At 29.4% G+C, this 23075-nt stretch carries 21 protein-coding genes and 1 riboswitch (1 of these 22 running past the window's edge); of the genes, 17 read left to right on the top strand and 4 right to left on the bottom strand.

Annotation, left to right across the window (positions count from 1 at the left end; genetic code table 11):
* The first annotated feature begins 138 nt into the window (after nucleotides 1-138).
* The 12 genes from F3K33_RS20350 to F3K33_RS20295 all read left to right on the top strand — a co-directional run bounded on the left by F3K33_RS20350 (nucleotide 139) and on the right by F3K33_RS20295 (nucleotide 14895).
* Nucleotides 139-2490, top strand: coding sequence for a sensor histidine kinase (locus tag F3K33_RS20350; RefSeq protein WP_039771346.1), 2352 nt, complete (start codon nucleotides 139-141; stop codon nucleotides 2488-2490).
* Nucleotides 2491-2530: 40 nt separating this feature from the next.
* Nucleotides 2531-2959 (top strand): EamA family transporter, encoded by a 429-nt coding sequence (locus F3K33_RS20345; protein ID WP_039771343.1) that lies wholly within the window; start codon nucleotides 2531-2533, stop codon nucleotides 2957-2959.
* Nucleotides 2960-3255: 296 nt separating this feature from the next.
* Nucleotides 3256-4932 (top strand): peptide-binding protein, encoded by a 1677-nt coding sequence (locus F3K33_RS20340; RefSeq protein WP_039771340.1) that lies wholly within the window; start codon nucleotides 3256-3258, stop codon nucleotides 4930-4932.
* A 103-nt stretch (nucleotides 4933-5035) separates the two neighbouring features.
* Nucleotides 5036-6007, top strand: coding sequence for an ABC transporter permease (locus F3K33_RS20335; protein WP_039771338.1), 972 nt, complete (start codon nucleotides 5036-5038; stop codon nucleotides 6005-6007).
* Nucleotides 6008-6019: 12 nt separating this feature from the next.
* A complete protein-coding gene (gene opp4C / locus F3K33_RS20330) occupies nucleotides 6020-6862 on the top strand; it encodes an oligopeptide ABC transporter permease (protein ID WP_023973003.1) in 843 nt (280 codons plus the stop codon).
* Nucleotides 6863-6875: 13 nt separating this feature from the next.
* Nucleotides 6876-7865 (top strand): ABC transporter ATP-binding protein, encoded by a 990-nt coding sequence (locus F3K33_RS20325; RefSeq protein ID WP_039771336.1) that lies wholly within the window; start codon nucleotides 6876-6878, stop codon nucleotides 7863-7865.
* Nucleotides 7858-8844, top strand: a complete 987-nt coding sequence (locus F3K33_RS20320) for an ABC transporter ATP-binding protein (protein WP_039771334.1) — start codon at nucleotides 7858-7860, stop codon at nucleotides 8842-8844. The genes F3K33_RS20325 and F3K33_RS20320 overlap by 8 nt, the downstream gene beginning before the upstream one ends.
* A 280-nt stretch (nucleotides 8845-9124) precedes the next feature.
* Nucleotides 9125-9478, top strand: coding sequence for a hypothetical protein (locus F3K33_RS20315; protein WP_023973001.1), 354 nt, complete (start codon nucleotides 9125-9127; stop codon nucleotides 9476-9478).
* Between the two features lie 362 nt (nucleotides 9479-9840).
* Nucleotides 9841-10791: a transglutaminase domain-containing protein gene (locus F3K33_RS20310; protein ID WP_039771332.1), complete on the top strand. Its 951-nt coding sequence runs from the start codon at nucleotides 9841-9843 to the stop codon at nucleotides 10789-10791.
* Between the two features lie 343 nt (nucleotides 10792-11134).
* On the top strand, nucleotides 11135-12130 hold the full coding sequence (mgrA, locus tag F3K33_RS20305; protein WP_023972999.1) for an L-glyceraldehyde 3-phosphate reductase: 996 nt from the start codon (nucleotides 11135-11137) through the stop codon (nucleotides 12128-12130).
* 114 nt (nucleotides 12131-12244) lie between these two features.
* Nucleotides 12245-12670, top strand: a complete 426-nt coding sequence (locus tag F3K33_RS20300; protein WP_023972998.1) for a MerR family transcriptional regulator — start codon at nucleotides 12245-12247, stop codon at nucleotides 12668-12670.
* A gap of 603 nt (nucleotides 12671-13273) precedes the next feature.
* Nucleotides 13274-13361, top strand: a riboswitch (glycine riboswitch).
* Between the two features lie 139 nt (nucleotides 13362-13500).
* The gene (locus F3K33_RS20295; protein WP_023972997.1) at nucleotides 13501-14895 is read left to right on the top strand and encodes an amino acid permease; all 1395 of its coding nucleotides are present in this window, start codon (nucleotides 13501-13503) and stop codon (nucleotides 14893-14895) included.
* Nucleotides 14896-15087: 192 nt separating this feature from the next.
* Here the strand turns inward: F3K33_RS20295 and F3K33_RS26505 are convergent, their stop codons facing one another.
* The gene (locus tag F3K33_RS26505; RefSeq protein WP_023972996.1) at nucleotides 15088-15264 is read right to left on the bottom strand and encodes a hypothetical protein; all 177 of its coding nucleotides are present in this window, start codon (nucleotides 15262-15264) and stop codon (nucleotides 15088-15090) included.
* Nucleotides 15265-15594: 330 nt separating this feature from the next.
* Here F3K33_RS26505 and F3K33_RS20290 point away from each other — a divergent pair, with 330 nt between their 5' ends.
* Nucleotides 15595-16515: a DUF2167 domain-containing protein gene (locus F3K33_RS20290; RefSeq protein WP_039771330.1), complete on the top strand. Its 921-nt coding sequence runs from the start codon at nucleotides 15595-15597 to the stop codon at nucleotides 16513-16515.
* Nucleotides 16516-17348: 833 nt separating this feature from the next.
* On the opposite strand, the gene F3K33_RS20285 is transcribed toward F3K33_RS20290, so the two are convergent.
* Nucleotides 17349-17537 carry an H-type small acid-soluble spore protein gene (locus F3K33_RS20285; protein WP_017208958.1) on the bottom strand — a complete coding sequence of 63 codons (189 nt, stop codon included), beginning with the start codon at nucleotides 17535-17537 and terminating at the stop codon, nucleotides 17349-17351.
* Nucleotides 17538-17775: 238 nt separating this feature from the next.
* On the opposite strand from F3K33_RS20285, the gene F3K33_RS20280 reads away from it, so the two are divergent.
* The 4 genes from F3K33_RS20280 (at nucleotide 17776) to F3K33_RS20265 (ending at nucleotide 22961) form a co-directional block, all read left to right on the top strand.
* Nucleotides 17776-19149, top strand: a complete 1374-nt coding sequence (locus tag F3K33_RS20280; protein ID WP_039771328.1) for an FAD-binding oxidoreductase — start codon at nucleotides 17776-17778, stop codon at nucleotides 19147-19149.
* A 327-nt stretch (nucleotides 19150-19476) separates the two neighbouring features.
* A complete protein-coding gene (locus tag F3K33_RS20275) occupies nucleotides 19477-20622 on the top strand; it encodes a tetratricopeptide repeat protein (RefSeq protein WP_023972993.1) in 1146 nt (381 codons plus the stop codon).
* Nucleotides 20623-20949: 327 nt separating this feature from the next.
* Nucleotides 20950-21717, top strand: coding sequence for a LytR/AlgR family response regulator transcription factor (locus tag F3K33_RS20270; RefSeq protein WP_023972992.1), 768 nt, complete (start codon nucleotides 20950-20952; stop codon nucleotides 21715-21717).
* Entirely contained in the window at nucleotides 21711-22961 is a 1251-nt protein-coding gene (locus tag F3K33_RS20265; RefSeq protein WP_039771326.1) for a sensor histidine kinase, read from the top strand. Before F3K33_RS20270 ends, F3K33_RS20265 begins: the two co-directional genes overlap by 7 nt.
* On the opposite strand, the gene F3K33_RS20260 is transcribed toward F3K33_RS20265, so the two are convergent.
* Complete coding sequence (locus F3K33_RS20260) at nucleotides 22937-23056, bottom strand: AgrD family cyclic lactone autoinducer peptide (RefSeq protein ID WP_085953365.1); 120 nt, start codon at nucleotides 23054-23056, stop codon at nucleotides 22937-22939. The genes F3K33_RS20265 and F3K33_RS20260 overlap by 25 nt on opposite strands.
* Nucleotides 23016-23075 carry the end of an accessory gene regulator B family protein gene (locus tag F3K33_RS20255; protein WP_039771324.1) on the bottom strand. 543 nt of this gene lie beyond the right edge of the window, so the window shows 60 of its 603 coding nt (coding positions 544-603); its start codon lies beyond the right edge, outside the window — the gene reads right to left on this strand; the stop codon is at nucleotides 23016-23018. Before F3K33_RS20255 ends, F3K33_RS20260 begins: the two co-directional genes overlap by 41 nt.

The raw sequence follows: 23075 nt of genomic DNA, 5'->3' as shown, positions 1-23075 counted from the left end.
TAAAGAATGAAGCCTAAAAATTCAAAATAATTTAAGTTAAGTAAATTTAGGAGTAGAAATACACAAAATACTGTGGTAAAATATTACTTATTTTGTTGCATATGCTAATGATAACGGATAACTTAGGAGGATACTATTATGGAAGATAGAAGGCACCTTGAGTGCATAGAAGAGACTTCTTATATATTATTAAAAAATCATAAAGTTTTTAAGGTGAGTCAACAGTTTGCAGAAATTACGGAATATACAACTGCTGACTTGCTTGGAAAAAGTATCAAAGAGATATTTAAAATTCTAAGAGTCGGCCCAAGCGTTGATGTAAAAAACATCGCTAAAAAGGCCGACTATTTTTTATTTACTAAATCTCTTGAATTTAGATCAATTTCAATGGAAATAATTAATAGAAAAGATACTCAATTATTTATTATAAGAGAAAATCCCAATTCAAGACTTGAAGTTAAACATGCATACTTATCAGAATTATGTAAATCAAACTTTGTGGGAGTAGCAGTTTATAGTGTTCCTGACATGATACTTATTAAAGCAAATCAGGAATATTTAGATTTCTTAGAACCTCCATTTAACCAATCATATTATAGTATAGGGCAAAGCATAGAGAAGATTATATTAGGATGGAGCGGAAGCAAAGTAGAAAAATTTTGGAAGGAAGCTATATTTACAGGAAAAGCAGTTCAAGTAAAAGAATATGAACATATTGGATATGAAAGGGGAATTACATATTGGGATTCCATAATTGTTCCAGTTGCAGAAGGTGGAAGTATCAAATATGTGGTAAGTAATACATCTGAAGTTACAGAAACGGTACTTAATAGAAAGAAAGTTGAAGAACAAATGGATGCCATTAACATTCAAAACAAAGAAATGGAGGCTATATTTGAAAGTATTCCAAATGGAGTATTCGTTAGATCAAAAGAAGGAGATATACTTCAGCAAAATGAGATATCGAGAAAATTGATTGAATACCCTAATGAGGAAAAGACTTCACATGGAAAAAATAGTGAAGCTAAATATTTTAATGAATCAGGAAAAGAAATTGACATTGAAGATATGCCATCGTTTCGCGCTTTGAAAGGTGAGAAAATTAAAAATCAACGTATTACAGTTATAGATAATTGTAAAGAAAGTGTTTTAGATATGAGTTCTTCACCTATTTATGATAAAGAAAATACTGTGTTGATGTCAGTTACTGCATTTGATGATATTACAGAACTTGTAAGTAATGAGAAAAAAATTAGAAATAATAGAGAGCAATTAAAAGCGATTATAGATAACATGTCTGATGGAGTTGTAGCTATAGGAAAATGCGGCAATCTGGTTATGCTTAATAAAGCAGCAGAGAAACATTTTAATGTCATAAAAATAATTGAAGGAAGAAATAAAAACGATAGTGAAATAAAATATTTTGATATTAATATGAAGGAATTGAAGGAGGGGAGTCTTCCGTCAGATAGGATTTTAAGAGGAGAAATAATTACTGAATATAGAATAATTATAAAGAGATATAGCGAAAATATATATATGTGTATAAGTGGTAATCCTGTATATGATGATAGTGGTAATTTCTTATTTGGAATGATGTGTATGAAAGATATAACGGAAAAAGTTAAACAGGAAAGAATCATAAAATCTCAACATGATTCAGTTTTGCAGGCGGAATTTGAAAGGAATGAAGCATTAGAAAAAACAATAGCTATGAAGGATGAATTTCTTTCCATAATATCGCATGAATTCAGAACACCACTAAATGTAATTAATTCAGCAGTACAAGCTATGGAGTATATTTGCTTTAATGAGTTATCAAATAATACTAAAAAATATTTGGGGATGATAAAACTTAATGCATTTAGGCAATTAAGGCTAGTAAACAATATTCTTGATATAACCAGTTCAAATTTGAAGAGTACCAAAATAAATAGAAAGAACATAGATATTGTGTTTTTTATAGACGTGATTGTTGAAGCTGTAAGATCATATGCTAGTAAAAAAGAAATTGGTTTAATATTAGAAACATCATATAAAGAATTTATGGTCGCTATTGATAATGAAAAATTCGAAAGGATACTTTTAAATCTGCTATCTAATGCTATTAAATTTACTTCTGATAATAAGAAAATAACTGTACGATTTAATGCTTTAAAAGAAAATATATTTATAGAAGTAAGCGATGAAGGTATAGGTATTTCAAGTGATAAAATAGATACAATTTTTGAGCAGTTTGGGCAGGTAGATAGTTCTCTATCTCGTCAAGTGGAGGGGACAGGATTAGGATTATCATTAGTTAAGAAATTTGTTGAGGAACTAGGTGGGAGAATTTTTGTAAATAGTAAAGTTGGTAAAGGAAGTGCTTTTATAGTAATGCTGCCAAATGAAAAGGTTACCGAAACGTATGATTACAGATCATCAAAAGAGTTTTTTTACAATCACATTTTAGAATCAACTAGGGTGGAATTTTCTGATATTTATCTATGATCATAAAAGAATTGCAGTAAAATTAATGGAGGAGATTTTTATGTTTATGTATGCATTTTCTATTATAATTGTTGTTGTATCAAATATGATTTATCATATTTGCTCAAAGTCAGTTCCGGAGAAGGCTAACCCTTTCTCTTCTTTATTCATTACTTATTTAACTGGAGTAATTGTAGCCGCTATAGCATTTAAATTTTATAAATCAGATAAAGGATTTTTTGAATCCTTTGATGATCTGAATTGGTCGAGTATATTACTAGGGTTTGCTATTGTTGGTCTTGAGTTTGGATATATAATGGTATATAGGTCCGGCTGGGATATAAGTATAGGATCTCTAGTATCTAATATTCTTCTTGCACTTATACTAATTCCAGTAGGTATAATTTTTTATAAGGAAGGATTTAATATAAATAAATTAATAGGAATAATATTATGCATTCTTGGACTAATATTTATAAATAAAAAGTAAGAATCAATCACTACAATTTCGTAGTGATTGATTTTTTTTAGCTGATTAATATTTGTATAAATTAGTATGATTTAATTGTAGTGCTTATTCATATTAAAATTCATAAATATATTTTATATATTTGATCAAAATTTTAATATGCTAAGGTTATAATTTCAAAAAAGTAATCATATTAAAATACTATGAATTGAAATTTGAAAAATATATTTCTAGAATTTGCGTTGGAAAATATTTTAATAATATCAATACTTTAAGTTATATGAATCAAAATCAAGCTATGAAAGAGAGGAATATTTATGATTCGGAGAAAAAATAAAATATTGGCTGGTATGCTTTCAATGCTATTATCTATATTGCTATTAAACGGTTGTGGAAGTACATCTGCAGAAATACCAACTAATTCATCAGCTGATAATCAATCATCAAGCGGTGAATCTGTATTAAGATATGCTGTAGAATCTTCACCTAAAGGTTTGTTTAGCCCATTATTATCAAATACAACGTATGATAATAATGTAAATAGCTTGGTATATTCACCATTGATTTTATTGGATGAGAATAATGATTTTAAGCCTGGACTTGCAGATAAATATGAATTTTCAGGTGATAATCTTACTGTGACATTCAATTTAAGAAAAGATGTCAAATGGCATGATGGAGAAGATTTTACAGCAGATGATGTTGCATTTACATTTACTAGCATGGCTGATCAAAAGTACACAGGATCAAGATTCAATGAAATTTCCAAAATAGTTGGTGCGCAGGATTATCATGATGGTAAAGCAGATTCTATAAGTGGAATTAAGGTTATTGATAAATATACCATAAGCTTTACATATTCTAAAGTTTATGCGCCAGCATTATCAAATTTTTCACAACGTGGAATTATTCCGAAGCATATTTGGAGTAAAGTAAATGTTGCTGATTGGGATAAGCAAAGTGATTTGCTTAATAAGCCTGTAGGAACCGGACCATATAAGCTTATAGATTTTAAACCAGACCAATATGTTGAATTAGCTAAAAACGATAGTTATTTTGGAGGAGCTCCCCAAATAGATAAATTTATTTTTAAGGTTGCTAATACAGAAACAGAGCTTTCGGAGTTAGCAAAAGGGGATCTTGATATTGTTGAACTTTCAAGCACAAAAGAAGAAGATTTAAAGATGTTAAAAGATGCAGGTATAAAAATAGAGGAGAAACCAAGTGCGAATTATCAATTTATGACTATGAATAGCAATAGAGATTTCTTTAAAGATAAAAGAGTACGTCAAGCAATCACCTATGCGATAAACAGAAAAGGCATAGTTGATAGTTTACTAGGTGAACATGGACAAGTAATAAATGCACCTATATCTCTAGCTGGATGGGCTTATCCTAAGTCAGGACTTAATACCTATGATTATAATGCAGATAAGGCTAAAGAATTACTAAAAGAAGCTGGATGGATTGAAAATAATGGAGTTCTTGAAAAGGATGGTAAGAAATTTGAAGTGGATTTAATGGTTCCGACAGGAAATAAGGTTCGTGAACAAAGTGCTCCAATTATTCAGCAAAATTTAAAGGATGTAGGTATTATAGTAAATATCAGTACTATGGATGTTGCTTCTGCTATGGCAAAAACTAAAGGACAAGGAGATTATGACATGGGATTATTAGGATTTACCTTAGAAGTTGATCCAGGTGATGCCGATCGTTATTGGTCTTCAAGCATTGCAAATAATTCTCAATTTAATTTTTCGAATTTTATAAATGCTAAAAGTGATGAATTTATAGAAAAGGCTGCAACTACTATTGATCGTAATGAACGTAAAGAAGTTTATGCAAAATGGGGACAATTATTGAATGATGAAGCACCATATGTATTTTTATATTCACAAAATGCTATTCGTGCTCATAATCCCAAATTGCAAGGATATAAGTACTCAGCATATTCTGTATTTCCAGACATACAAAACTGGACGATTTCAAAATAGTAAGTTACTGCGCAAAAGCGATATAGAAGTGAAATATAAAAATTGAAAATTTGATGTATTGGTTAGGGTAAAAGCCCTAACCGATATGATTTTATAGGAGGAGGTGATCGTTCTGCAAAAATATGTATTTAGACGCTTAATACAAACAATACCTGTATTGATTGGAATTTCTATAATTGTTTTTATGCTTGTAAAGCTGCAACCAGGAGATCCATTTTCATCTATGATGGATCCTAATCTTTCACAAGAAATGAAAGAAAAAATGTTGGAACAATTGGGATACAATGATCCCGTATTAATTCAGTATTTTAAGTGGCTAATGCAAGCTTTACAGGGGAATCTTGGATATTCTATTCAATTTAAACAGCCGGTTCTAAATGTTATAGGCAGCCGGCTGGGCAATACAGTTATCTTATCTATATGCTCAATGATTCTTAGTATTTTAATAGCGATTCCATGTGGAGTTATAAGCGCCACAAAACAGTTTACTAAAACTGACTACATTGTCACAGTATTTGCATTTATAGGATTATCTATTCCATCCTTTTTCTTTGGTATGATTTTGATTAAAGTGTTTTCTGTAAATCTAGGATGGCTTCCTATATCGGGTATGGTGACTACAGGCGTTAATTTAACTGGCTTATCATTTGTAATAGATGTTGCAAAGCATATGTTATTGCCGATGATAGTTCTTGCACTAATGAATACGGCTAGTTTAATGCGTTATACACGTTCTGATATGATTGAAATTTTAAAAACAGATTATATACGTACAGCACGTTCAAAAGGAGTTAGGAAGAGGAATGTTATATACCAGCATGCCTTAAAAAATGAATTACTGACTTTAATTACAGTAGTAACTATGCAGATACCATCATTATTATCAGGCGCTCTTCTTACAGAGACAATTTTTGTTTGGCCAGGGATTGGAAGGCTGAACTACAATGCTGTTATTAGCAGGGATTATCCACTTATTATGGGCATAGTTATGATGGTTGCAATAATAAGTTTATTTACGAATTTATTGGCAGATATACTTTATGCAGCCGTAGATAAACGTATAGAATTTGATTAAGGGAGGAAAGGTGTGTTAAAACATGTGATTTTAGCTAGGTTTCTAAAGAATAAGCTGGCCGCAATTGGTTTTTGTCTTTTAATTATATTTGTATTAGCAGCGATTTTTGCACCATTTTTGTCAGGTTATGGGAGAGACACGATAGATTTAATGAATATAGAAAGTCAACCAAGTTTAAGGCATTTATTTGGAACAGATGAACTTGGAAGAGATGTATTTACTAGATTATTATATGGTGGACGCATTTCATTGGGGATTGCAGTAAGTGCAACTGTTTTGCAGTTGTTAATAGGAGTTACGTTAGGCTGCATCAGCGGATTTTATGGAGGCTGGATTGATAATGCAATCATGCGTATAGTCGATACAATTATGTGTTTTCCTTTCTTTGTGATAGCAATTACAGTTGCTGCGCTAGCTGGACCTAGTGTTTGGAACGTAATTTTGATTATAGGTCTTTTACAATGGACGGGAGTTGCTAGAATTGTAAGAGCTGAAATTCTTTCTATTAAACAAAGTGAATTTATTGAAGCTGCACGAGCTATGGGGCTTAACAGTTTTGAGATTATTATTAATCATTTGCTACCCAATACATTATCACCGGTTATAGTGAATGCTACGTTAGCTGTTGCACAAGGGATTTTAATGGAAGCTGGTTTAAGCTTCCTAGGATTAGGAGTAAAACAGCCCGAGCCAAGCTGGGGGAATATATTATCAGCAGCTCAAAGTATGCGTGTATTGCAATATGAATGGTGGCTTTGGATTCCCGCAGGAGTATTGGTATTCTTATCAGTTCTATCAATTAATTTTGTAGGGGATGGACTTAGGGATGCTCTTGATCCCAAAATGAATATATAGGAGGGGGGCAAATATGGATAAACAAATTCTCTGTATTAATAATCTATCTGTTAGTTTCGGGGAAGGAAAAGATAAAGTAATAGCTGTAGATGATGTAAGCTTTGCTTTTGAAAATGGCAGAATACTAGGAATTATAGGGGAATCTGGTTGTGGTAAGAGTACTTTAGCTTTATCTATCATGGGATTGTTACCAGATAAGATAAGTAATATTGAAAATGGAGAAATATTATTTAATGGAAATGATTTAAGTAAGTTTACAGAAAAACAATTTGAATATATTCGTGGAAATGAAATTTCTATGATATTTCAGGAACCAATGACTTCACTAAATCCAGTATTTAAAATAGGAAGGCAAATAGCAGAGCCGCTAAAGATACATAAAAGTTTGTATGGGAGAGCGCTTAAGGAGAAGGTAATTGAGATTCTTAGAGCAGTCCATATTCCAAATCCAGAAAAAGTTTATAATTCTTATCCACACAACTTGAGTGGAGGGATGCGTCAGAGAGTAATGATTGCAATGGCTCTAAGCTGTGAACCAGAAATATTAATCGCAGATGAACCTACAACAGCGCTAGATGTAACTATTCAGGCTCAAATTCTATTTCTATTAAAAGAATTAAATAATAAAGTTAAAACATCTATTTTGTTTATTACCCATGATTTATCGGTAGTTGCTGAAGTCTGTGATGAAGTTATGGTATTGTACGGAGGAAAGGTGGTTGAGCAATGTAATGTATATGAGTTGTTCGATAATGCTAAACATCCTTATACTCTTGGATTATTGGATTCGCAACCACATAGATGTGAAAGTGGAAAACCTCTAAAAAGTATTGAAGGAATAGTGCCATCTTTATCAGATATGCCCTCAGGGTGCCGATTTAGTAATAGATGCTCTAAAAAGTTTTGCATAAAATGCGAAGGCGAGATTCCACCATTATTTAATATTAGAGATAATCATAAAGTAGCATGTTGGTTATATGAGGAGGGAAAGGATTTTGATTGACACTATTTTAGAAGTAGATCGGATTAGAAAGAAATATGTAATTGAAAAAAGCTTTTTGGGAAGAGAAAAGATTGTTTTAGATGCGGTAAATGATATTTCATTCTCAATAAAAAAGGGAGAATGTTTTGCTTTGGTAGGAGAATCAGGATGTGGAAAGTCTACAACAGCCAGAACTATATTGAAATTAATAGATGCTGATGGTGGAAAAGTAATATTTGAAGATAAGACTTTATTTGATGTCGAAAATAAGAAATCAATTAGTAACAAGGAAATGTGTAGATTAAGAAAAGATATGCAGATTATTTTTCAAGATCCATTTGCTAGTTTAGATAAAAGAATGAAAGTTGGACAAATTATAGCAGAAGGAATTAAGAAACATAGATTGATACATGGGAAAGATGCATTTAATATAGCAGAAGAATACTTAAGGATTTGCGGTATGGATAAAGAAGCTATAAATCGATATCCTCATGAATTTAGTGGTGGTCAACGTCAACGAATAGGAATTGCTAGAGCTTTGGCTGTTCAGCCTAAATTTGTGGTTGCAGACGAACCAGTAGCTTCATTAGATGTTTCTATTCAAGCACAGATTATAAATTTACTGAATGAATTAAAAACACGATATCTACTAACTTTTCTGTTTATATCTCATGACTTAGGCGTTGTAAAATATTTCTGTGATAGAATTGCAGTTATGTATTTAGGGAACATTGTTGAGCTGGCTGAAAAAAAAGATTTATTTGATAATCCAATGCATCCATATACAAAAATGTTACTTGAATCTATGCCGGTTAGTCATCCAAAATTGAGGAAGCAGAGGCTTAGTATAAAAGAATCAGAGATGACATTGAAAGATAGAGAAAATGGGTGTAAATTTTGTAATCGCTGCCTATATGCATATGAGCGATGCAAAAATGAAATTCCTGTTTTTAAAGAAATTGAAGGTGATCATTTTATTGCATGCCATTTATATGATTGATTGGTAAACTTAATATATTAATCCATTAATTTTATGAATTATTACACCATTTGAAATAGAGGAATTTGAATATTTTTGTGGAAATATAGAATTTATGAAATATATTAAATTTAAAGAAAAAGTTTTTTATACTAATATGCTGAATTTTCTTGGTTTACAGAATGAAAACGCTGCTTAAACATAAAAATTAGCAATAATATATTCAGATTATTATACAAGAGAGTGAGGTGTAAAATAGGAAGATACAAGCTAAATCATAAGTATCTATCCTATTAAGTGAATGAGTGAAACAGGTATATGTGGTTGGTTATCAAGAGATGGAAACTTTTATGAATGTGGTGAATCTAAACATAATCTTTTAGCATCCAGGTTAGAAAAAGAATTGGGATTAGAAATGTTTGATGAAGAGAAATCAATTTATCTTCATGATACAGCATTGCTAGAGACTCTTGGGTTTATTAAATTTACTCAATCTACCTATGGATTAGTAGGAGATAATTATGACAATCAATTTATGTTATTCTTTGGAAAAAGATTTTCTTATGAACAGCGAAAATGGATGGAAGAAAATATATTAAAGATGTCATCATATCAAAGATCAGAGTGCAGGCAAAGATTAATTTTGGGGTACTAAAATAATCATATAACTATGTACATATTCTTAATGTGCATATGAATGTTATAGAAATTATATATTGGGAATTTGAAATGCATAATTTTTAACTATGCGTGGTTTATTTAAATATTCGGGATATATCTAAAAATAAATAAACATAAAAATAGAGCTAGTATCATAGATGTTAGAATACTAGCTCTATTTTCTAATTAACATTATTTAATTGCAATTTTATAATATTGAAAAATAAACATTTAAACCTGTATAGTAAAATATAAATACAATGACTAGATTTTTTGTGTAAAACTGTTTTGTAACATATTTGAAAAAAAGATGAAGTAATATACAATTATGTTATAAGTATTGAAGGGAGGAATAAAATGAAAAGTCTAAGATTAAGAAATATCATTATTTGTACATTGGTTGCAGCTTCGATCACAGCGCTAACCCCAATAGGAGTTTCGGCAGAGTGGAAGTCTAATTATAAAGGCTGGTGGTATACAGAAGGTAATTCGTATGCCACTGGATGGAGAAAGATAGATGGCTTTTGGTATTATTTCTACCAAAATGGATATATGGCACAGAACACTACTATTGATGGATATTACTTGAATTCCAGAGGAGTGTGGATTGACTCTGTAAATACATTAATAGGACAAGAAATATTAAAGAATGTCAGTATTCAAAATCCATCATTTTATATAGAGTGTCCAAGTAGTGGTGTGGATATTAGCAACCTAGAAAATATTATTAAAGATGATATAAGCAAGCTAAAAATAACTAACTCTTATGAAATGTTTAATGTATCTGATTACGATGTAACCATGACAAGTGATGGATCAGATACTATTGGAATACAGATTAAATGCAATTATAAAATGACTGCAGGAATGGAAGCAGATTTGGATTCGAAAGTGAGATCCATAGTCGCACAGATTGCTCCAGATAGCATGAGTCAGCCAGAGAAAGAACGTGCGATACATGATTGGATAATAAATAATACAAAATATGATCAATCTTTAACTATATATGATCCTTATAATACTTTAATTAAACATACTGGAGTCTGCGAGGGATATTCTCTTTTGGCTCAAAAAATGTTTACTATTGCAGGAATTAAATCAATGGTTGTAGAGGGTACTGCTGATGGACAGGCTCATGCATGGAACTTGGTTTATATAAATAACAAATGGCGTCATGTGGACTGTACGTGGGATGATCCTGTATCTAATTACGGTGATGTTATACAATATGACTATTATAACTTAACAGACCAAGAAATAAGTGCAGATCATTCATGGGACACCTCGGTTTATCCAAATGCTAATTAGGTATACAATTCAATTTAAATGAAAATATATATTATGCAATATAAAATACTAAATGTTTATGGTAGTCCTGGTTTAGGTAGTTTATTTTTGCATAATATATTTTAAACAATCTAAAAATCATTAAGTGAATAAGTAAATTCTTGATCTTTGATAATTTCTGAAAATACAAGGCTTCAATCTTTTTGTCAAAAAAAGTAGTGCGAGATTAAAGTCATTAATAATGAATTTACTCTTGCAATCAAGAAGTTAGTTTTTCATTTTACAAAAATCTAAAAATGTAATATTGACTTAAAGTTAACTTTAAGTGTTAAAGTAAAGTTATAAAAACAAAGGAGTTGAGAGAATGAAATATCAAGCATCAAAAAATAGATATAATGAGATGAAGTATAGTAAATGTGGGGAAAGTGGTTTAAAGCTTCCTATGATATCCTTTGGCCTTTGGCATAATTTTGGGAGCAATGCAGATTATAATAACATGAAAGAATTATGTTTTACTGCTTTTGATAATGGAATAACTCATTTTGATTTAGCAAATAACTATGGGCCAGTTCCAGGAAGTGCAGAAGAAAATTTTGGGCGTATTTTAAGAGAGGAATTAGCATTATATCGTGATGAATTATTGATTAGCACAAAAGCAGGTTATAAGATGTGGGAAGGGCCTTATGGAGACTTTGGAAGCCGTAAATATATATTAGCGAGTTTGGATCAGAGCTTAAAGCGTATGGGATTGGAATATGTAGATATATTCTATCACCATCGAATGGATCCTGATACTCCATTAGAAGAATCTATGATGGCTCTTGATACAGCTGTAAAAAGTGGAAAAGCACTTTACGCAGGAATTTCAAATTATAATGGAGAGACAATGGAAAAGGCAGCTGCGATTTTAAATGAATTAAAATGTCCATTTGTAATTAATCAAAATAGATATTCTATATTTGATAGAACTATTGAAAATAACGGACTTAAAAGAGCAGCAAAAGAAAACGGAAAAGGAATTATAGCGTTTAGTCCATTAGCCCAAGGGACATTAACAGATAAGTATTTAAATGGAATTCCAGACGATAGCCGGATAAAGGTGGATGGAAGATTTTTAAAGCAAGATATATTGACAGAGAAGAAGTTAGAGCAAATTAGGAGATTAAACAATATTGCTTTAAATAGAGGGCAAACTCTTGCTCAAATGGCGCTTAGCTGGGTACTAAAAGATTCAGAAGTAACAAGTGTACTTATTGGAGCATCAAAACCGTCTCAAATTATTGAAAATGTGGGAATAGTTCATAAGATTGGATTCACAGATGAAGAGTTAAGGATGATTGATGAAATAAGTGCTAACTAGGCTAGGGATAAAAAATTAAGTTTTATGTATACATTTTCTTTTTCTTTCTATTCTAAAAATAGTAATTTTGGCGTATAATGTATCTTAGAAATTTCTAGTATAAGGAGAGAAACTATGAAATATTCTATACAAGAAGCAGCTAGAATTACAGGACTAACAGCATCTACCTTAAGATATTATGAATCTGAAGGATTATTGCCTAATATTAAAAGGGCTGAAAATAGACATAGATATTATGATGAGTCAAATCTAGAGTGGATAGCAGTAATTAATTGTCTAAAGAACACGAATATGCCCATTGAGCAGATAAAAGAATTCGTTGTTTTAAATAGCCAAGGTGATGGTACATTATATAAAAGGTTGGAGTTAATATTAAAGCACAGGGAAAATGTTCAAAAAAAGATAGATGAATTAAATAAATACATGGAACATATTAATTACAAGGTTGACTATTTCACCATGGCGTGTGAATTAGGGACTGAAAAGGAGCTTAAAAAAGAGCGATATCCAAATCATTTCTATATAGAAGAAGATGAATAATGAGAGTTAAGAAAAAATATTTAGTGATACATAAAATATCAAATTAGCGTTTATATAAGTGAAAATATTTAAAAAGTTTAGTATTTTTTTATACTAGACTTTTTGTTATATAATTTCTAAATTCAATGGAAAATAAAAATTGATTTTGTGTAGTTAGTTATATAAAAATAGTAGAATTTAAGGTGATCATCAATATGAAATATAAACTAAATGTATGCAAATAGCTTGATAAGAAACGGAGAGTAAGGGTAGTGAAATCTTATTAAGAAACAAGAAACTCTTATGTATCGAAAATAAAAAAGCGTATTTCAGAAAGAAGCAGCAACAAAGGAATTGATGGATAAAATAATAAAAAAGCAAATGGGTAAATAATTAGGAACTCTAGAAATAGGGTTCTTTTTGTGGCTGTTTTAAAATTATGATAAAAATACTTAAGAATTCTGATTAAAATGAAAAAAATGTTGCAACTTTATTAAAAATGTATTACTATATAACAGTAAAATCTAAAAGTTCAGATGAAGATAGCGGGAGAGTAATGGCTATGGTCATTCACCGAAGAAGTAAATCTTTCAGGTACCTATTTAATTAGAGATGACCGCTATTGGATGAAACCTTGGAGAGACTCGAAAAGAGCACCGAAGGAGAAAGCTGTAAAGGCGAAACTCTCAGGTAAAAGGACAGGGGACAGATAACATATCTTATCAAAGTAATATATTATAGATTACTTCATTTAGATCTTATCTATTCCCATTTATATCTCAAATCACAAAATATTTAGATTAGTAAAGGGCTTTTTAGTACATGCCTTTTAACTAAGATGGAGGGATAAAATGGATCAATTAAAATCAGAAAATCAAAACTTATCAAGAGGACTAAAAAATCGTCATGTCCAATTACTCGCAATTGGAGGAGCAATCGGTACTGGATTATTCCTTGGTTCAGGAAGGTCTATTCACTTAGCGGGACCATCTATATTGTTTGCGTATATGATAACAGGAATAATTTGTTTTTTTATTATGCGTGCCCTTGGGGAATTATTACTTTCTAATTTAAACTATCATTCATTTGTAGACTTTGTATATGATTATTTAGGAGAGAGAGCAGCATTTATTACTGGATGGACCTACTGGTTCTGTTGGATTTCACTTGCGATGGCAGATGTAACTGCTGCAGGTCTTTATATACAATACTGGTTCCCGAATGTAGCTCAATGGGTTCCAAGTCTTATAATTCTTATAGTTTTATTGATTATGAACCTTACAGCAGTAAAGTTATTCGGCGAAATGGAGTTCTGGTTTGCTTTAATTAAAGTTGTTGCAATTTTAGCGCTAATTATAATCGGTATATTTATGGTTATTAAAGGATTTTCTACAGATGCTGGCGCAGCTAGCTTCACAAATCTTTGGAGTCATGGAGGATTGTTCCCGAAGGGTGCAACTGGATTTATTCTTTCATTCCAAATGGTTGTATTTGCTTTTACCGGAATCGAGTTAGTAGGACTTACGGCTGGTGAAACAGAAGATCCAGAACGAGTTATTCCAAGGGCTATTAATAATATTCCAATTAGAATTATTATTTTCTATGTTGGAGCACTATTTATTATTATGAGCATATATCCATGGACTTCAATTAATCCAGATAAAAGTCCATTTGTACAAGTGTTTTCAGCAGTAGGAATTGCAGCGGCAGCGAGTATTGTAAATTTCGTTGTATTAACATCAGCTGCTTCTGCATGTAACAGCGGTATTTTTAGCACAAGCCGTATGGTTTACTCTCTTGCAAAAGAAGGTAATGCACCAGAGTCAATGAATAAATTAACGTCTAATCAAGTACCTGCTAATGCTACAATCTTCTCAGCAATTATTATCTTGATTTCAGTTATTTTAAATTATATTATGCCAGAAGGAGTATTTGTTCTAATTACAAGTATATCAACATTTTGTTTTATCTTTATTTGGGCAATTATTGTTGTTTGCCATTTGAAATATCGTAAAACTAATCCAGAACTTGCAGCTTCGAACAAATTCAAGATGCCACTTTACCCAATGATGAATTATATAATTCTAGCGTTTTTAGCTTTTGTTATAATTACATTAGCATTTAATAATGAAACTCGTGTGGCTCTATTTGTAACGCCAGTATGGTTTATTATGCTTTGGTTGATCCATAAGGGGATTAAATCAAAAGCGGAAACAAAAGAAGTTGTTAAAAGAAATTTAGCATAAGATTTTAACACTCAAATAACTCTGTTAAATGATTGTAGATTTTGATGTGATGAATGTTTTTAATACGTATGCTCACATTTTTAAAGTATGAATTTAAGAAATATTTAAGATAAAAGATAATAAACCACTTTATTCTAGATTAATCAGAATAAAGTGGTTTATTATATTGTTAACAATATATCTAAGTATTAATTAGTCTTGATACTGAGATAATTGTTGGCATGCAGAATTAAGAGAATTTATTGCTTGTTGAATTTTATTTTTATTATCTTGTTTTTCTGCAGAGCTAAGAGCTTGTTGTAATGAGCTAATAGTATCTTTGCATGAAGATACGCTTTGATCAACATATTGTTTAGCTTTTCCTGGCATATTTAGCACCTCCTATATAAATCATTCAAAGTTAGTATGAGCATAACTTAATTAAATATACGAAATTAAGAGAAGGAATTTGTATTGTAAATATTGGATATTTTGATTATGTAATACAAAGGGGAATAGTTTTTTATTAATCTTAAGCTGCTTCTAAAATATAAACTTTAGTTATTAAAAGTAATCTGAATTATCTTAGCGTATTCAGTTATATAATTTTTATATTATTTAGAACTGAAAAAGTATAAAAAAGTATACAAAAGTATAATATACAACACATGAAAATAACTTTAGAATAATAAATGTAACTTAATACATAGGGGGATAAAAATGTTAAAAAGTATATTAAGAACATTAGCCGCTTTAACTATATTTACTATTATTCCAGTTATTTCATATGCTAATGATTCAACAAATGCATCGGAAATAAATTGGATTGAAGGGCCAAAGAATGTTGATGTAGGAACTGACTTAGCAAAGTTAGATTTGCCTAGTGAATACGTTTTTGCGAATGGAAAAGATGCAAAGGAATTAATGAAAGAAATGGATAATTCAGTTACCGGCATGGAACAGGGAATAGTTTTATCAAAAGATAATAATGAAAATTGGTATGTTTTATTTGAATTTGATAATATGGGATATGTCAAAGACAATGATGCAGGAAAAATAAATGCTGATCAGTTATTGTCCGATATAAAAAATGGAACTGAAGAGGATAATAAGGAAAGAATGAAGAATGGAAAATCTACATTAGATATAATTGGATGGGATGAAAAACCACATTATGATCCAAATACCAATAATTTAGTATGGTCAGTATTATGTAATAGTAGTGGCGAACAGATAGTTAATTATAATGTAAGAGTTTTAGGGCGTGGTGGAGTGACTGAAGTCACACTGGTTGCAAGTAAGGATGAAATGTTGGCGGTTAAACCTAAACTGGAAAATATTCTTAAGAATTATGCTTATAAAGAAGGAAAAAGATACTCAGATTACATGAAAGGCGATAAGGTAGCAGAAGCAGGATTAGCAGCACTAATTGTTGGAGGCACAGCATCTAAGATAGGTTTGCTTGCTAAAATACTAATAATATTTAAGAAGGTATGGATATTTGTTTTGGCTGCTATAGGAGGTCTATTTGGTAAAGTAATAAAGGTATTTAAGAAAAAGCCATATAGATATGATGAAACTGAATTGAATTCAAATAAAATTGTATTTAAAGAAAATTCTGAGGCAGATATAAAAAGCTGATATATTTTTTAAAATAATTTGTATGAGCTTTATTAGTTGCAAATATTCCAATATAAACTAAAGGTACATGTGAAAGCTTACTAAAAGCAACTTCCTCACATGTACATTTTTGTTGTATATGGAAAAAATTTATTGTAGTTATTCAGAATATAAATAAGGATTTGTTATAGGAAATGAGTAGAAATAAAAGCCATAAGTAAATTTATGTAAATTCACTTATGGCCATTAAATAAAGAATATAGCAGTATAACTCACACTAATATAGATAACTTAGTATCTAATTATAATCTTTCGACCATAATTAAACAGTGCAATACCTATATTAATATTTTGTTCGACTAAATAAGATACTTACACGACCATATATAATCTTTTGACTATATATGATTATTACACTACCAAATATAATCTTAGCTTGACTTTATAAGATAAGTTGGAATCCTATTATAATAAAATTAATCTACTATAATAAAACTTTTCCTAACCATATAAAATCTCATCTAATGTTAATACAAGTCTTTTGACTTGTATTAAATTCTGATAAACAAATATATTGTTTTTTGAACATATTGTTTGCTTAACTGTTATATCCTTTATGATATTAGCATATCCTAAAGGAAGTATTTGATACTATGAAATTCATGGTAGTGCTATATAAATTTTCATTGATAAAATAATTAACTAGTAATTTTAAAAAAATTTCTAGTGATATAGTGATTAGTTAAAAGTTTTTGGGTGCAATATGTAGACTTAATGACTACAAAATTGTAGTCATTAAGAATTGAAATTTAAATGTAAAATTATAAGGCGTTTTTATAATTTTATATTTAATACTATTTTTTATTATGTTCTTGTAAACTAGTTAAAGGCACTTCGCGTGAATTTTTTGGATTTTTAAAAAAATGGATATTAGCAGTTTCTGTATTAGTATTTACGCTTTCGATGTAAATTGGAGTTCCATTAAGTGTTACATTTGCCATTACTGATGATGAAACAATTTCCTGTGCTCTTTCTTTATCCATAATAAATCTCTCCTTTATGATTTTATGATTAGCTATATATTTGACATGGGAAAATTATAATATTCAATAAAAAATAAAAGTTCACAGTTTCTTAACAAGTTTTAATAAATTTTATTTTTACATCAAAAGATTGTGTGAAAAAATATTTTATTAGATAAAATACGCTTATTATAAAAAATATAATATGGTATTATGGGAGTAGATGAAATAATTAGTAGAAAAGTAGAAGGTGATAGACTTGATAGATTTTGATTATAGAGGATTAACGGGAGATATCATTACAAAAGAGGAATTTAGTTATGAAGAAGAACGAAAAGCTTGGAATAGGGCTATAGAAAAATATCCATTAGCAATTGTATATTGCCATACTAATGATGATATCATCAATGCAATAACTTGGGCCAAATTGCATTCAGTAGAAATTAGAATAAGGTCAGGCAGACATCACTATGAGGGATATTCAACAGGAAATGATGTTTTGGTTATTGATATTAGCAAAATGAATGCAATTAGTGTAGATGAAGAAATAGGAATAGTAAAGATACAAGGCGGAGTTAGGAATAGGGAACTTTACGAGGTTTTAGGAGAACTGGGCTATCCATTTCCAGGAGGAGGATGTCCAACTGTTGGAGTTTCGGGACTAACTTTAGGTGGCGGATGGGGTTATTCAAATAGATTGCTTGGATTAGCCTCTGATAACTTACTTGAAATTGAATTGATAGACTATAAGGGGGAAAGAATAGTTGCTACAGATAAATCTAATACAGACTTGTTTTGGGCTTTAAGAGGTGCTGGTGGAGGAAATTTTGGAGTAGTTACTAGCATGATATTTAAACTTCCTGAAAAAATTAAGATGGCGACTTTAATAGATATCGATTATATAGGTGCTGGTGATCATGAGATATTAGATATATTTGAGATTTGGACACATTTATATATGAATTTAGATAAAAGAGTTAATTTAAAGATGGGGATATATAATTCAGAAATAAAAGGAAGAGGAGTCAGAATTACAGGAATAGTATATGGTTCCAGAGAAGAGGCAGAAGTAATTTTAGGCGACTTTAAGAATATTTCTAAAAAGGGAGTATTTGATTTTAACTATATTTCAGTTTTAGATGTAAATAGAAGGATTCAAGATGGTCATCCTCCATATGAAAAATATAAATCAGCAGGAAGATTCGTATATAAAGATTATAGTAGAAGTGAAGTGAAAAAAATTATAGAACTTGTTGAAGAGAGGGCTAAAGGTGCAGTATATGCAGCTGTTTCCCTATATGGATTAGGTGGAGCAATTATGGAAAAAGATAAAAATGATACAGCTTTTTACTATAGAGATGCGAAATTTATAATGGGGTTTCAATCTGTTTGGGAAGAGGCTGAGTATGCACTTATGAATATAGAATGGGTTAAAGAAAAGCTTAAATACATAAATAGTATCACAACAGGTTCATATATTAATTTTCCGTGCGCAGATATTGAGGGTTATGAAAAAGAGTATTATGGAGAAAATTTAGAGAAATTAAGAGAAGTTAAATTGAAATATGATCCGTATGAGGTGTTTAAATTTCCTCAAGGAATACGAATTGGAAACGGGCAAAATTTAAATTAAGAAAATTATTTATAATAAAATATTATTTGGAAGCGAAAAAAGGCTATGTATAAGAGATGATTGTTTTAAACTTATACATAGTCTTAAGTTTTTTATATTACTTTTAAAATGAAGATATTCAATAATTTTGTGTAAGCTTAAAAATATTTAAGAAAATATTTTACCAGTAAGACTTTATATTGAATTATATTACATAATTTGCTAAGATTTATACATAGAAATAAATCAAATTTTAAATACAAATGTAAAGTTATTCTGGTTTTAATGGGAAGATATTACTGTTTGAACATTAGTGTATTATTGTGTAATATTTTAGGAGGTAATTATTTGGTTAATTTTGAGATGGAGATTAAAAAAATAAATCCAATCAATATAAAGGAAATGGAATTGAATAGATATAAGATCGATAATGACATTAAGAAATCCATTATTCTATATAATTCAGCAATAGGAGAAATAAAAAAGAGCAACTTTGAGTTGGCTGTAAATGATTTGAAAAAAGCTTTATCCTATAATAAGGGGTTTTCAGATGCAATTAAGCTTATTGGATTGTGCTATGTTAGTATGAAGCAATATAGAAATGCAGAAAAGATCTTTAAGAAACTCAAAAAATACGCGATATATGATAGTTTAGCAAATGATTATATACAAAGTCTAAAAATAGAATCATCCAGAGGAAGAAATGTAAATAATATGGATGTTATAAATCATATTAATAGTGATATATGGAATGAGTACTCTAAAAAAACAAAGCGCTCGACAGGGAAAATAATTATGGTTATATTAAGTACAGTAATCATTATGGGTGGTATTGTAATGAATTATTTTTATCCAAATTTTATTCAGGTGGCAATAGCGAAGGTTCCTATCGAAACTCAAGAATTTTTACATAAGCTTAGTATAAATAATAAACTAATAGTAAAGCAAGAGGAAGTCGATAACGATCAGAACAAAGTAGATGATTTGTTAGAAGAGAACATGGTAAATATTGAAAATAGTGAGAAAGCTAAAATAGATTCAGAAGATCAGAAAGTAAAAAGCGATAGCTATAAAAATAATATTTTGAGCATGTTAGATGAGGCTGAGAAATCAATTAGAGACGGAAAATATGAAATTGCTGTTGAGGATTTAATAAATGTGAAGAATGAAAATCTCGATGATGATATGAAAGCGAAGTTTGATAAATTATGGCAAGATTTAAAAATAAGAGGACTCTGGCCTATATACAATGATGGAAATAAGCTATATAAACAAAAAAAATATGCGGAAGCACTTCCTAAATTAAAAATGGCTTCACAAATCGATTCTGATATAGATATTATGCCTTGGTTGATGTATCAAATAGGGACATGCTATAAAGAGACAAATGATTATTCAAATGCTCTTATATATTTTAGGCAAGTAAAAGATAAATATCCTAAAACTGAGTATGCTTCATATGCAGATTATAGTATGAAGGAAATGGGAAATTAGAAATGTTTCTTTCTGAAAAAATAGCTATATTTATGTAATTAATTTTAAAAAATTTAATAAGAATAATTATAATTGAAACGTGCTGCATTAGATTAAATAGTCTATACAGCACGTTTTATCACTGTCTTTAAAGAATAATAAATAAAGATTACACAAAAGTGGGATAATTGTATATAATTATATAATATTGTATTATATAGGTAGAGGCGTTTTAATAATCTATTAAAAAATAAGATTAAGGGAAATTAGCCTTTAAACCTCATGATTATATGAGACAGTATTATTGACATATTTTTTAGATTGTATATGGATTGGAGAGTGGTACTTTTGTATTCTATTATTATAGTAGAGGATGATTCTATACAAAGAGACATTTTAAAGAGAATGATATTATCTGTATGTGACTTTGTAAAAATTTATGAGGCTGATAGCGAAATGTCAGCATTAGAAATAATTTTAAATAATGATATTAATATGTTTTTAATAGACATTAGTTTAAAACAATCTTCAGGATTGGATCTTGCTATGAAGATTAGAAGTATATCTAAATACGAATTTAGGCAAATCATTTTTTTAACAACACACATGGAATATATAACTCAAGCATTTAAACAAACTCATTGCTATGATTATATTGTAAAACCATATGATAAAAATGATGTACAAGCTATGCTGAATAAGATTATTCTTAATGAAACAAGTGACTTGAATAATAAAGCTGATAATTATAGTGAGGAGAAAGACAAAGAAGTTGTAATCACTTTAAAAAATGGCGTGTACGTTGGAATAAAGGTAAATGATATTATATTTATAGAAGTTGATGGTAAAAACTGTGATATTAATACTTACAATGGCGTTTATACTGCATATAACATAAGTTTAAAAAAAATATTGCAGCTAGTTGACTGCAATTATATAGTTCAAAGCCATAGAGCTTTTGCAATAAACACGAATTATATATACAAGATAGAAAAACTAGACGTTAAACTTAGTGAAGTATATTTTAATGAATGCAGCAAGACAGCATTTTTAGGATACAAATTTAAAAATAGCATTATGTCTGAATTTAAAAAAGGAAAAGTGATAATATGTTAAGTTCAGCGATTATAAATGGAATGAATACATTTAATATAATTTATTTATGGGCAACATTAACCAAGAAAAATAATGATATATTGAAATTGGCTTTAAGTGTATTGATTGCTTCAATATTAGTTACAGGTATTGAAGTATTACAATTAAACTTTATGTTAGAATATATAGCAGTTATTATAAGCATTAAAATTATATATAAGGCAGATTTTAAACAAGTTATACTAGGATTTTTTTTAGTGTTGATTGCAGTAATGAGTTTAGAATTAATATTCGCGGCCCTTATTGATAAGTTTATCTACGATAATATAGTCACGGAAATTTGTGTGGAAGGAATAATATTGGTAGGAGAAATTATATTCTCAAAGATAAATTTATTAAATGAAAATTTTATTTTTGAGAATAAGGATAATATAGTTTTCATTTATTCTATTCTAATATGCAGTATATATGCTATGCTTTTTAAAATTAGTTGGTATTATGATAACATAGTAATTTTAAACAATTTATTTCTTTCATCTTTAATATTTGGCATATTGGCTTTATCTCAAGTTTTGATATACTTGTATTTTATTAAGGTGACAAGAGAAAAAGAATCATTAAAAATTTCAAATGAGTATAATGCTGTTATCGATGAAATAGTTCAAGAAATAAAACAAAGACAGCATGATTTTGTTAATTATAAAAATTCAATAAGAGGAATGGTGGAAGTTTTAAGTGAAAAAGATTTAAAGGAAGCTATTAGAACTTATATGAAAGACGAAGATATATATGATAGTAAAATAAATGAACTTATATATATTGATAATGTAGTTGTTAGATCTATAATATATAGAAACATGTGCAGGGCAAAAAAGCATAATATTGTTTTTAAATATGAAATAGAAAATAATGTTTTAGATAATATATTAAGCTATAATGAATTTTCTAATATATTAAATAATTTGCTAAATAATGCTTTTGATGAGGTGACAAAAAAAGATTGTTCAATAAAATGTATTGAAATAAAGATTTTTAATGAAAATAAAGAATCTCATCTAATAGTCAAGAATCAAGTGGTAAATCCTAGTGACATTAACTTAGATGAGATTTTTACAAGAGGCTATTCTACTAAAAATACAGATACAAGAGGTTATGGTTTATATAATGTACAACAAATAGTTAATTTACATAAGGGATACATTAAAATTAATATCCAATGTAATGAAATTATTTTTGATATTTATTTTAATAATTCTTCAGGATAATCTGGTTCACCCCATACGCCTGCACAGCTTGATTTAGATGCTAAGTTAAATAACTTAAGAAGTATAGCTGAAAAAATGTTTATAGATTTTTGCATTTGAAACCACTCCTTTCGT

It is taken from the genome of Clostridium beijerinckii (assembly GCF_008705175.1).
In the GTDB taxonomy this organism is placed as follows: Bacteria; Bacillota; Clostridia; order Clostridiales; family Clostridiaceae; genus Clostridium; species Clostridium beijerinckii.
The sequence above is the reverse complement of the archived record's forward strand: the minus strand, read 5'-3'. Positions and strand labels throughout refer to the sequence as shown.

Excerpts from the sequence above, each read along its gene's own strand:
- F3K33_RS20340 (WP_039771340.1), top strand. The coding sequence starts at position 3,256 with ATGATTCGGAGAAAAAATAAAATATTGGCTGGTATGCTTTCAATGCTA.
- F3K33_RS20325 (WP_039771336.1), top strand. The coding sequence starts at position 6,876 with ATGGATAAACAAATTCTCTGTATTAATAATCTATCTGTTAGTTTCGGG.
- F3K33_RS20300 (WP_023972998.1), top strand. The coding sequence starts at position 12,245 with ATGAAATATTCTATACAAGAAGCAGCTAGAATTACAGGACTAACAGCA.
- F3K33_RS26505 (WP_023972996.1), bottom strand. The coding sequence starts at position 15,264 with ATGCCAGGAAAAGCTAAACAATATGTTGATCAAAGCGTATCTTCATGC.
- F3K33_RS20295 (WP_023972997.1), top strand. The coding sequence starts at position 13,501 with ATGGATCAATTAAAATCAGAAAATCAAAACTTATCAAGAGGACTAAAA.
- F3K33_RS20290 (WP_039771330.1), top strand. The coding sequence starts at position 15,595 with ATGTTAAAAAGTATATTAAGAACATTAGCCGCTTTAACTATATTTACT.
- F3K33_RS20310 (WP_039771332.1), top strand. The coding sequence starts at position 9,841 with ATGAAAAGTCTAAGATTAAGAAATATCATTATTTGTACATTGGTTGCA.
- mgrA (WP_023972999.1), top strand. The coding sequence starts at position 11,135 with ATGAAATATCAAGCATCAAAAAATAGATATAATGAGATGAAGTATAGT.
- F3K33_RS20285 (WP_017208958.1), bottom strand. The coding sequence starts at position 17,537 with ATGGATAAAGAAAGAGCACAGGAAATTGTTTCATCATCAGTAATGGCA.
- F3K33_RS20350 (WP_039771346.1), top strand. The coding sequence starts at position 139 with ATGGAAGATAGAAGGCACCTTGAGTGCATAGAAGAGACTTCTTATATA.
- F3K33_RS20265 (WP_039771326.1), top strand. The coding sequence starts at position 21,711 with ATGTTAAGTTCAGCGATTATAAATGGAATGAATACATTTAATATAATT.
- F3K33_RS20260 (WP_085953365.1), bottom strand. The coding sequence starts at position 23,056 with ATGCAAAAATCTATAAACATTTTTTCAGCTATACTTCTTAAGTTATTT.
- F3K33_RS20345 (WP_039771343.1), top strand. The coding sequence starts at position 2,531 with ATGTTTATGTATGCATTTTCTATTATAATTGTTGTTGTATCAAATATG.
- F3K33_RS20315 (WP_023973001.1), top strand. The coding sequence starts at position 9,125 with ATGAGTGAAACAGGTATATGTGGTTGGTTATCAAGAGATGGAAACTTT.